The following is a 12,399-nucleotide window of genomic DNA, read 5'->3' as shown; positions in this document are numbered from 1 at the left end:
TCCTTTTTTCCCTTTTTATTTTCCGCTCCCTTTCTTCCCCTCCTTTCCCCCTTTCGTTAATCTTTTACTTCCCTTTCACCCTCACTTTCTTCCCTTCGTTCGCTTTTTTTACTTTTCCCTTTACGCTTTCTTTACCTTATTTAAAAACCCGCTTTCGCGGGCTTCTCTTCTTTCTATTTATGCCATCGTTGTCCTTGTGGTGTATCTTCTACAAAAACGCCTAATTCATTTAATTCTTCACGTAGTTTATCAGAAGTCTTAAAGTCATGCGATGCGCGCGCTGCAACACGTGCCTCAAGTAAGCTACTTTGTTCTTCTGTCAAACCTTGGTTGGTGGTTAAATCTTCAATACCAAATACAGACATCAGTTTTTCAATTGAATCCAAAAGATATTTTACTGTATCATTTTTGACTAACTCATTTTCTGAGTATGTATTTGCGATTGTGACGAGTTCAAAAACGGCAGCTAAGGCATTTGGTGTATTAAAATCATCATCCATTGCAACTTCAAAAACGTTTACTTGCTTATCAACTAAACTATCCACAGTTTCATCATGTCCTGCACTAGCTTTTGATAACCGGAATGATAAGTTACGGTATCCCGTCCGAATACGTTCCAAGGCAAGATGTGCTTGAGATAATGTGTCGGACGAATAATTAATTGGTCGTCGATATTGTGTTGTTGCTAAAAGATATCTGATTGCCATGGGGTCATCATATTGAACCAGCATATCATGTACTGTTGTAAAATTGCCGAGTGACTTAGACATCTTTTCATCATTGACATTAACAAAGCCATTGTGTAACCAATAATTTACAAATTTTTCACCAGTATGTGCTTCTGATTGTGCTATTTCATTTGTATGATGCGGGAAAGCCAAATCTATTCCACCACCATGAATATCAATAGTATCTGCCAAATATTTTTGTGCCATAACAGAGCATTCAATATGCCAACCTGGTCGGCCCGCTCCCCACGGTGATTGCCACGATATTTCATCGCTTGCATGACTAGCTTTCCAAACAGCAAAATCAATTGGATCTTCTTTACGCGTTAATTCCTCATCATCCAAACGTCCAGCAGCATTTGCTTCCATTTCAGACAAGTCTTGATGAGCTAATATACCATATCCCTTAAACTTTTTTGCTCGGAAATAAACATCCCCCTCTGATTCATAAGCATAGCCTTTTTCAATGAGATCAGCCACGAACGCAATAATTTCGGGAATTACCTCAGTAGCACGAGAACGTACTGTAGCTGGTTTAATATTCAATGGTAAAGTATCTTCAAAAAAGGCATTAGCATATTTATTAGCAATAGTTAACTCATCAACGCCTTCTTTACGTGCACGGTTAATAATTTTATCGTCAACATCTGTGAAATTTGATACGTAATTGACTTCATAATCACGGTATTCAAAATAACGTCTAATCACATCAAACGCAATTGCTGATCGCGCATTTCCAATGTGAATGTAGTTATATACGGTTGGTCCGCAGACATACATATTAATTTTACCAGGGGTAATTGAATTAAAAACTTCTTTTTCACGGGTTAATGTATTGTAAACCTGAATCATAGCGATCTCCTTCATTTATTTCGATTGTAACTTAGCACCATTATACATTACAAAACGTTAGTTTGACCACCAACATTAATTAAAATCACCAATTTTTCTCATTTATTTTATTTCTAAAAATATCAACAAAAAAACAGCCATAAATTAGGCTGTTTTAAGCATTATTTTTCAGAAATAGCAGCAATTCCTGGTAATTCCTTACCTTCAAGGTATTCCAAAGATGCACCACCACCAGTTGAAATGTGTGACAACTTGTCAGCAACACCCAATTGTTGAACAGCAGCGGTTGAATCTCCACCACCAACGATTGTTGTGCCACCATTTTCAGTAACAGTAACTAATTCTTCACCAATTGCCAATGTACCCTTGGCAAAATTAGGCATTTCGAATACGCCCATTGGTCCGTTCCAAACAACAGTTTTTGCGTCTGACAAAGTATCCTGCAACAACTTGATTGACTTAGGACCGATGTCAAGACCCATGTAACCATCAGGAATACCAGCTTCTGCATCAACAACTTCAGTATTTGCATCATTTGAGAAAGCATCAGCAGCAATTGAATCAACAGGCAAAACTAACTTATCGCCAGCTTCTGCCATCAATTGCTTAGCTAACTCAACTTTATCAGCTTCAAACAACGAATTACCAATCTTATTACCCTTAGCAGCATCAAATGTATAAGCCATACCACCACCAACAATAACCTTGTCAGCCTTAGCCAATAATGACTTCACGATCTCAATCTTGTCAGAAACCTTTGCACCACCGATGATAGCAACAAATGGACGAACTGGGTTAGCAACAGCCTCTCCCAAGAACTTGATTTCCTTTTCCATTAAGAAGCCAGCAGCTGCTTGTGAAACGTTAGCTGAGATACCAACGTTTGATGCATGGGCACGATGAGCCGTACCAAAAGCGTCGTTGATGAACAAATCATCACCCAATGATGCCCAGTATTGACCCAATTCTGGATTGTTCTTTGATTCATTTTTAACTTCTTGGCCGTCAACAACATCTTCAAAACGTGTGTTTTCAACCATCAAAACTTCGCCGTCTTGCAAAGCTTCAACAGCAGCTTCTAATTCTGCACCACGAGTTTGTGGGACAAATTTAATTTCCTTGCCCAACAACTCACCCAAACGTGCAGCAACAGGTGCCAATGATAATTCTTTCTTGTCGTCTTCAGACTTGATACGACCCAAATGTGAGAACAAAATTGCTCGTCCGTTATTTTCAAGAACATACTTGATTGTTGGCAAAGCTGCCACAATACGATTATCGTTACCGATAACGCCCGCCTTGATTGGCACGTTGAAATCAACGCGCAACAATACTTTCTTACCTGAAAGTTCCAAATCTGAAACAGTCAATTTAGCCATGATAGCCTCCAAAATTTTATTGTAACAAGTCTATTATAAAACAAAAAATGCTTGTTGTGTTGTGATATGTGAAATGCTACTCAAATTCTTTTAACACGTAATTTATTTGTCGGGAAATTTTGTGTTTTCAAGATATCAAAATCACGTTGTGTGACATTGACTTGCTGAATTTTACATGTGCTATCTTCCAATAAAATAGCCAAGTTGCGATGTACTTTGCCTTTGTCATCTAAAACGCCGTCAACCAAGGTCAATATCGTATTTTTCGGGGCAAATGCCAACTCACGACCCAGTTGTGTGATTTCAAAAGTCTCTTGTGGTGATTGATCGCCAGTACTAGCGATATAATCTTCAGCATTCTTATACTTCTGTTCTTTAGCATACACAAAATTACGCTGTTTCTCAAAATAAAAATCTTTTACTTGAATCGCTTCTTGACCAAAATAAAAATCTGACTCCAGCAATTCTCCATCACTAAAATACTGCTTAGCAAATAACTTACCATCTCGTCTATAAATGTCTTTATAATCAATTTTGCCATCAATATCAAACCAAACGACTGCCTGAACAATACGTTTTGAGCTACTAAACCAGCGGATTTTGGCTATTTCATGGCCATGACTAAAAACACTCTTAGTATGATCTTGATTAATGATGAATTGTGCATTATTCGGTACCGGTAAATCCGTCCACCAAATACCCTTTCTACTATCCACATCCTCAAGGTATCGTTGTGCATACATATCATAAACTTTTGTGGGATTGATTCCCATTTTTGTCAGTAAATAGGCGGCATCTTCATGAGGTGTTGCCAACCAAAGCGCATCACGCCTACCAGATTTCACTTGTTCTATTTGCCAAGCAATCCCCGGAAAATCGGCATAAGCTAATGAATTAATAATTTCAACTGTCATGTCAGATCCACCATAATATCTTCCCACTGCTTTGCTATAACCTCATTTTTATACTGAACGGCAAGCTTGCTTGCACCAATTGAGAGCTGATCATAGTTTTCAAACACACGTTGCATGGCATTTGCAAGATTACGTATGTTTGTTAACTCATCTGTATCATGATGGGAAAATGAAGCTAAGTAGCCATTCACACCATCATGAACCAATTCCTGTGCACCATAAAGGTTTGCATAGGTTGCAATTGGCAACGCATTCCCCATAGCCTCAATATATGTTAAACCAAAACCTTCGGAGTAAGAAGCCGATACAAAAGCATCGTAGTTCTGCATGTCCGTTACCATATTTTGACTTAATCCTTTTAACTGCACAGAGGACTCTAGATTCAAAGATTTAATGAGCGCTGTTAATTGTTTTTTCTCGGTACCCGTGCCATAAATTGTTAAAACGGCAGGCATACCTGCAACACGCAATTGCTTTATGGCTTGAATAATATGATTAATATGTTTTTCTGGGTGTAAGCGTGAGGCAGTGACAAATTTAGCAACATTCCCTTGCCAATGTTTCGGCGGTGAATAAGAGGACACGCCACCAACAGGAATCGTAACAATTTTATTTGCAACATTTTCAGATCTACTAGTTATTAATTCCGATATCATTGCATCTCTTTGTAATTTTGTGGAAACAACAACGCGATCAATATCTTGTATATGATCAAACATATATTGGTAATAATTATTCCATAATGGATGGTTATCGTACCAAGTTATAAAATGGGCAGCATGCACAACATCTACAATTTTCAGCGGTACACCATTTTGTTTCATGCGTGTTAGCGTTTCTTCATTTTCAGATCCACGATCAATGATATAAGTATTATTTGTAAATCGTCTTTGTAAGTCTAAAAAAAAGAAATCTACTAATTCTTCAAAAGTTGTGAATAAGTAGCAATGACCACGGAAGTTATCCACTCGAATGTTGGTGATACTTTGTTGATTTGACTTGTCTGTTCTATAATGCCAAGAAACGCGCTTAGTGCCATTTTCAAGTATCAAACGATCATCTGTTACTTGGTAACCGTTTTTTTCTTGAAGATAACGTTTACGTCGCTGAATAGTTTCTGTGTAGTTGCCCGTCGCTTGGCGTTTAATTATTCTTTGTGTATTCGTCGTATCCCATAATACATCTTCATAATATTCATGCGTATTGTGCTCACCTACACGCAAATAGTCATCTGGATCATCACTTAGCAAATAGTCGTATAAACTAATCACTTGATCTTCTGCTATGTGCCATTCCTTCATATGTTGATGTAGCATTGGTAAATGATCAGTAAAAACTAATTTATAAGGTATATTTTTCTCACGAAAACGTTCAGCGCGATAGAATTGTGCATGCTCAACACCACTATTACCGTGGCCCATACCCTTATTCACAAAAAAATTCATCGCACAACCTCCTCATGTTTCATTTGATACTTGGCCTCTTGAGATATATCTGATTGTTATCTGTATTTTCATTATCATAGCACAAAAGCGACAGTCTCTGAAATAGAAACCATCGCCTTATGTCTAATTAATCAAGCTGTAATACCTTTTTAACCTGATTAGCCTCAAGTGTAGCCGCTTTATCTGGATCAACTTTTGCTAAATCAGCTAGTTGTTTTTGTTGCGCAGCTGCCGAAACACGCTCTGCAGTTGTTTTGGGTGTTAATTTACTTGCTAATGACTTTGCCTGCTTTGTTGTTAGCGCCACCCATGTTGGAGGCACTTGATATGTTACGCGGCGATGCTTGAGCTGTTTATTGTTACCAGCAATGCCAAACAAGAACTTAAAGCCATTATTTTTGTACTCATATCGTGTTGTTTTAACAACGCGATAAGCTTTATTGCCAGATATATCTACTTTTTTTGAAGTCGTATTCAAATCAGGCTTAGCAAGCGTTGTTTTTTTGTCTGTCTTTGATGTTTTGTAAATATAAACATTTTCCTGACCATTAGTGCCAACACCTTGATACAAAAGCATTCCGAAATTTTGATTACTTTGTCCTGCTGAATAAATTTCTTTCTTTGTTGTCGTTGTGACTGATTTCATACCATAGTAATCATGCATATTAGCCACCAAGGCTACTACACTTATGATTAAACCACCAAGCAGCACCAATGTCACTGTATAACGCATCCCAGAATTTTTAATTGTCATATTGGCAAAAAAAGCCGAAATTGCAAATAATGCCAGAATCAATATAATCATATTACAACTCCTTCTTTGCTTGTACAGTTACTTTGCCACTGTGTAATAGAAATGTTACTAGTAGGGCAATTGTAGCAAACACAGCTGCTAGGATAAACGCGGCATGAAAACCATTAAGTGTGGCATCGATAGCATGACGCTGAAAAAGCAACGGATCTTGACCACTCAAACTATTTTTTGGCATATTATTCTTCGTAACAGACTGCATAACAGATGACAAAACTGCGGTGCCAAGAGATGATGCAATTTGACGCATTGTATTGTTAGCTGCCGTTCCTTGTGCAGCATTTTGAGCTGATAAAGCGCCCATAGCTGAAGCCGTCAATGGCATCATTGTCATGGCAATACCAAACATACGTAATGTATACAATGTTGTAATATATAATGTTGGCGTGTTAGCTGTCAAATAGACTAACGGTACTGTCCCAATAATTAGTATTGTAAATCCCGTCATAGCTAGTCGTTTTGCCCCGTATTTATCATAAAACGACCCAGCAATTGGTGACACAATGCCCATCATTAGAGCACCAGGTAAGAGAATTAATCCTGAGTGAAGTGGTGTTAGACCTCGAATGTTTTGCATATAGATTGGCAAAACCATTTCAACACCTATCATTGCCATCATAACAAATGATACTAGAATTGTAGTAATCGTAAACTGTTTTGATTTGAAAACTGACATATCTAAGAATGGCTTGTCCATCTTTGATTGATGCCATATAAATTCAATGACAATTATAAGACCAATAATCAATGGTAAAATAACATTCAAACTACCCCAACCATCTGTAGCAACCATCGCAAAACCGTATAGTACCAATCCAAAACCAAAAGTTGATTCAATGAGTGATCGTACGTTTAGGGTTACTTTTCTTGTTGGTAGTACATCATGAAATAAGAAGAACGATGCTATTATAACCAGAATAACGACTGGTAAGACAATACCAAAAATAGATCGCCATGAATTTTGTAGCGTGAAACCTAAGAATGTATGATCCTTTTCAAGTATCCATCCTGATAATGTTGGTCCAATAGCCGGTGCCATACCAATTACTAAACCACCAAGTCCCATAGCTCGACCACGTGACGCTGCATCAAACAATGACAATGACACAACCTGCATAAGAGGCATCAGTATACCAACAGCCATTGCTTGCAGCACACGTGCCACCATTAACAACCAGAATGCATTCGTTGGCGTAATAAATGCAACAAATGTACCGATAGTAAACAATGTCAAAGCTGATAGATATAATGTTTTTGTTGGAATTCGTGTCGTTAAAAAGGCAGATACTGGTACCATAATACCATTAGCCATCAAAAAAATAGTCGTTAACCACTGAACTGTTGATGCGTTAACATCAAATGCTTTCATTAGAGATGGTAATGCTGTACCTAGTGCTGTTTGCATCAACATTACTGAAAATACACCAACGAGTAAGACAAGCATCATTCCCAAACGATTCACTGGTTTCCCATGTCTATCAAGTATTTCATTGTTCATAGTTTTTCCTTCTTTACATCTTATACTTAATTTACCAATTACTATCTAAAAGTATTTGGTTTAATTACCTAAGCTATGTTACGCTTAACTAAAAACATTGTCAACAAAGTTGACAATGTTTTTAACTATCTTATAGTAATACTTTTAATATCATGATTTTTATCCAATGCTACCACAGCATCGGCATATTGTTTCGTTGGTAAAATAAAGCGGTCAAGATTAACTTGATTGGTTTCATCCCAAATTTTCATAACTAAATCTGAAAATGTACCAATTGGCATTTGTGCATATTGATAACGCCACGAAGCTGGGTCATTTTTAGCTAGTGCTGTCATTTCCAATGTACGTGCTAAATACCAAGATTTAATGTCTGTTAGATCTGCATCTAGATAGATTTTAAAATCTATTTGATCAATCTGCAATGCTACGACACCTTCAATAATTAGAATTTCTGGTCTCTGAATTGTCTGCATTGTTTCTGGGTGAATATCTGCTAATTCCTGTGTGTAATAAGGTATTTTCACTGACGTATCACCTGACTTAAAACGGGTGATTACTTCCACTAATTTTTTTAGATCATATGTTTCTGGAAAACCTTTTTGATCAAAAAGTTTTTTTTCTTTTAATATATGATTTGGCATCAAAAAATCATCAGTACTAATAACTGTTGTCTTTGCAGATAATTTCTGAGCAAGACCAGCAGCAAATGTACTTTTCCCAACAGATACCGAACCAGCAACTGCGATAGTCATGAACGTATTTTGAAATCGCTGATTAATTATACGAATCAGTTGATCCATTGCCTCACCTCATAAAGATTCTTTGGCACATCATTAATCAAAAGCGATGCATCATTTGCTGCAATTAACGTCAAAGTATGCATTGCCCGACTTGCCACCGTATACAATAATCGACGATCGGATTCATCACCATAACGTGTATCGTCAGCATGCCAAATGATTACAGCATCAAACTCCAACCCTTTGGCTAAGTAAGACGGCACAATAATCGTACCTTGCGCTAACCTTTGATTTTCTGATTGAATTAAAGTGACATTTTGACTATCGAGCTGTGCTGCAAGTGCTTGTGCATCAGCACGCGTTTTTGTAATAATGGCAGTCGTATCTTTGTTTACATCGTGTTCTTCTAATTGTGCACGTAACTGCGCTAACATATCAGTTTCATTTGGTAATGTATATAATATGGGCTTTTTACCATCACGATTGAAAGCATCAATATCTTGTCCGTCACGTAATATATATTTAGTAAAATCGGTAATTTGCTGTGTTGAACGATATGTTTGCGTTAGTTTGATACTTTCAACACGATCACTATCAAATAGTGACGCAAAATCATTTTGTAGATTCTTTGCATCATCTTTTGTAAAAATAGCTTGATTCAAATCACCCAAAACCGTGAACTTAGCTTTAGGAAAACTAAATTTCAAGAAGGCCAATTGAAACGGGGTATAATCTTGTATTTCATCAATAAACAAGAAACGAATATCACGCTCACCATTTTTGCCAGTAATCAAATCGTACAAATATAGATATAAGGTTGTGTCAGTTAAAGATAACTGTCGTTTTTTCAACGATGTAATCACAGTTTCAACATGAGCCAGCCACTCAGATGGCGTAATATTAAATTGTGATAAGTCAATATAATGATGTGCTTGACGTAAGAAATCAATAAATTGCGCATTAATATTGAGAAAACTAGCACGACGAATTTGACGTGCTAATGGTTTCAATGCTTGAGTCACAATTTGCTTTGATAAAAATTGACGCTCTGCTTTTTCACTTGCAAATTCTCGTTCTTTAGGACCATCACCAAGCTGGGCTTGTCGGGTTCTTGCTGCTGCATCGTTTTCTTGATCATCACCCATACGTACTTTCCCAGCACCAACGATTTCATCGTACTCTTGTTTGGATAAATTTTCGATTGCTAATTCTACCCAATCCTTACGCGCTTCTGTGCCGATATGAGAGCTCAAAATACGCATGAGGGTATCTCTTGTCGCTTCTAATCGCTGCGCAAGTTTATAATTTTCATTATATTGATAGTAAATTTCTGAAATGCGTTCCTTAGAAATAAGCGGCTCGCCGTTAAACATCACGCTACGAATTTTCATCTCAGAACGATTTAAATGCTCAGCATAAGCTGTAACAGCATTAAACATAGCCAAACTACCTTTTGCAAGGTTTATTTGAGGTTCTGTTGTATCTATCTCAAATCGTTCTTGCAAAGTTTCAACATTCACTTTAGGTAAACGTCGCGATGCGTATTGATAAAATGTCATTTGTACCATGTTTTGTTCGCCAAGTTCAGGCAAAACATTATCAATATAATCATTAAATAGCTGATTTGGACTAAATAATACAACTTGTCCCGATGTCAATTTCCCACGATAACGGTACAATAAATACGCAACACGTTGCAACACAGCAGCTGTTTTACCTGATCCTGCTGCGCCTTGCACAAACAATAAATCAGAGGAAGTATTTCTAATAATTTTATTTTGTTCTTTTTGAATCGTCGTGACAATAGATTTCATTTTAGTAGATGATTCACCAGATAAGGCATTCATCAACATTGCATCACCAATTGCTTCTTCTGTATCAAAAAGTGTCACAATGACACCCTCTTCGATTTGAAATTGGCGTTTCAATGTTACTGTCGCGTTTTGGGTGCCATCTGGTGTCAAATAAGTCACATCGCCAATGCCACCATCATAATAAATAGAAGCTACCGGCGCACGCCAATCATAGACTAAAAAATCATTTTTTTCGTCACTAAATGAACCCAGTCCAATATAAATTGTTTCAGGTTCAGTCGTCTGACTAGTTGATTCATTAAAATCTATCCGTGCAAAGTATGGTTTTTCAATTTGTTTGGTTAGCGTTGCAAATCGACGTTCAGCGCGTGTTTTAGAATTTTCACGTTCAGATAACATCTGTTGTTGTTGTCGAATTGATGCAGCGGTCTCAACAATGCCAGAATAAGTATCTGTTTTTAAACGGACATCCCCCCAACTCTGGGCAACTGAGTTGATACTTTTATTGGTTTGTTTAATTTCTGATATGGTCTTACTAAGCGAATTTTGCATTGCCTGTAACGTTTTATCAAGATATTGCGTTTCATCAATTTTAATTTGATTGTCCAAAATGACTCCCACTCTCTTCAAATTCAGTGCTTTAATTATACGCTTTATACAACCAAATTACAAAAAACTGGCCTAATATAATTTATGATGATACATAAAAAGCCGCAACCGAGGTTGCGACTTTTTATAGCTCGTGAGAGAATCGAACTCTCGATTCCGCCGTGAAAGGGCAGCGTCTTAGCCACTTGACCAACGAGCCATGGTCAGTGATGCCTGATATCTATCAGACAACTATATTAGTATAGCAAGAAACATTATTCACGTCAACACTTTTTTTATAATCCATACTACTTTTCCGATATTATCCACTATGACCGTTTCTTTAACGTCATTAACTTTGTGGGATCAATCGGTTTAGGCATCTGTGTAACAACTTCCTTATAATATCGCCAAGGCTGTTTGGGATCAAATCCCAGATCCGTCGTAATTGGTAAACCATTTCTAAACCGTGTTAGCAGCCACTCTTCTAGTGGTTTTGGGATACCGAGTAATTCAAAATCAGATGGTGATATTGCATAGCGAATCGCGTTTAAATCATGACCTGCAACTTTTTGCACCCAGTTAGGCTCAACAATTAATTCCCGACCTAACGCTGCAAGTGTTACACCTGCATCCATTATTTCCTCAACTTGTTTAGGTTGTTTCAGTAAGCCAGCAACCATTAACGGATAGTCAACTGGTAACGCTGCACGATAATAATCAATCACACGTTTTTGATCAACTTTGTTTGCAAAAGGCGTTTGGAAACCATCCTTTAAAGAGAGATGAAGATAGTCAACTGGTAATGTTACAATTTTTTTTGCAAAGTCTATTGACTCTGACAGTGTAATACCTGGATCCATCGGTTCTTCTGGAGATTGCCGATAACCTAGTAAAAATGGTTTTTCCGCATACTTTTCAATTATTTGTGCAACTTTTGCTACCACAGCTAGTCCAAAACGACTTCTTTTTTCGACTGTGCCTCCCCATATATCATGACGCTGATTACTGTCAGGTGAAAAAAATTGTTGTATTAAATAAAGATTTGCCCCATGAATTTCCACACCATCAAATCCCGCAAGAATGGCTCTTTTTGTTGCTTGAGCAAAGTCATCAATTGTTTGTACTATTTCAGCATGTGTTAAAGCACGAGGTGTTTCACTTTCCTCTCTAGGATATGGCTTATTCGAAGCAGAAACCGGTTGATCACCTCGTAAAATAGCAGTAGTAGTTTGCCGACCTGCAGCAAAAATTTGAAGAATTGCCTTAGCCCCACCAGATTGAATTGTACTGGCCAACCGACGCAATCCCGGAATCTTATCATCATTTGCAGCAGAAATACCACCTTCCCAGCCACGACCACTTTCGTTAACATAAGCGGTCTCTGTAATAATCATTGCTGGACCCTGAGCACGCATTTGATAATACTTTAATTCATTGTCTGTGACACTACCATCTTCTAACGACGCACGAAGTGTTGTCGGTGCCATGACAACCCGATTCCGCAATGTCATGTTTTTATTTTTGAAAGTGTAATTGTCTAAAAAATCATAGTTAATTTGCATAGCTTTATTATACAAAAAATTAGTATCATAGGCGAACAATTCGTCATAAATTAAACAGATAATTC

Annotated in this window: 9 protein-coding genes and 1 tRNA gene; all 10 read right to left on the bottom strand. The window is 37.4% G+C overall.

Translation table 11 applies throughout. The annotated features are described in order from the left end of the window. Positions 1–173: 173 nt before the first annotated feature. The gene (gene cysS, locus K5Q13_RS09115; RefSeq protein WP_220741380.1) at positions 174–1,580 is read right to left on the bottom strand and encodes a cysteine--tRNA ligase; all 1,407 of its coding nucleotides are present in this window, start codon (positions 1,578–1,580) and stop codon (positions 174–176) included. A 161-nt stretch (positions 1,581–1,741) separates the two neighbouring features. Then, positions 1,742–2,959: a phosphoglycerate kinase gene (locus K5Q13_RS09110; RefSeq protein WP_220741379.1), complete on the bottom strand. Its 1,218-nt coding sequence runs from the start codon at positions 2,957–2,959 to the stop codon at positions 1,742–1,744. 80 nt (positions 2,960–3,039) lie between these two features. Further along, entirely contained in the window at positions 3,040–3,873 is an 834-nt protein-coding gene (locus K5Q13_RS09105) for a glycosyltransferase (protein ID WP_220741378.1), read from the bottom strand. Further along, on the bottom strand, positions 3,870–5,318 hold the full coding sequence (locus K5Q13_RS09100; RefSeq protein WP_220741377.1) for a glycosyltransferase: 1,449 nt from the start codon (positions 5,316–5,318) through the stop codon (positions 3,870–3,872). The genes K5Q13_RS09105 and K5Q13_RS09100 overlap by 4 nt, the downstream gene beginning before the upstream one ends. Before the next feature lie 127 nt (positions 5,319–5,445). Then, on the bottom strand, positions 5,446–6,123 hold the full coding sequence (locus K5Q13_RS09095; RefSeq protein ID WP_220741376.1) for a DUF4811 domain-containing protein: 678 nt from the start codon (positions 6,121–6,123) through the stop codon (positions 5,446–5,448). Between the two features lies 1 nt (position 6,124). Next, positions 6,125–7,627: an MDR family MFS transporter gene (locus tag K5Q13_RS09090; RefSeq protein WP_220741375.1), complete on the bottom strand. Its 1,503-nt coding sequence runs from the start codon at positions 7,625–7,627 to the stop codon at positions 6,125–6,127. 125 nt (positions 7,628–7,752) lie between these two features. Then, on the bottom strand, positions 7,753–8,427 hold the full coding sequence (locus K5Q13_RS09085; protein WP_220741374.1) for a type I pantothenate kinase: 675 nt from the start codon (positions 8,425–8,427) through the stop codon (positions 7,753–7,755). Further along, on the bottom strand, positions 8,415–10,790 hold the full coding sequence (gene helD, locus K5Q13_RS09080) for an RNA polymerase recycling motor HelD (RefSeq protein WP_220741373.1): 2,376 nt from the start codon (positions 10,788–10,790) through the stop codon (positions 8,415–8,417). Before helD ends, K5Q13_RS09085 begins: the two co-directional genes overlap by 13 nt. 127 nt (positions 10,791–10,917) lie before the next feature. Continuing rightward, positions 10,918–10,989: transfer RNA gene (locus tag K5Q13_RS09075), tRNA-Glu, on the bottom strand. A gap of 109 nt (positions 10,990–11,098) precedes the next feature. Then, positions 11,099–12,334: an NADH-dependent flavin oxidoreductase gene (locus tag K5Q13_RS09070; protein ID WP_220741372.1), complete on the bottom strand. Its 1,236-nt coding sequence runs from the start codon at positions 12,332–12,334 to the stop codon at positions 11,099–11,101. Between the last annotated feature and the right edge of the window lie 65 nt (positions 12,335–12,399).

Origin of the sequence: Leuconostoc miyukkimchii, from assembly GCF_019656055.1 — a bacterium.
Taxonomy (GTDB): Bacteria; Bacillota; Bacilli; order Lactobacillales; family Lactobacillaceae; genus Leuconostoc; species Leuconostoc miyukkimchii.
This window is presented reverse-complemented; position numbering and strand designations above follow the sequence as displayed.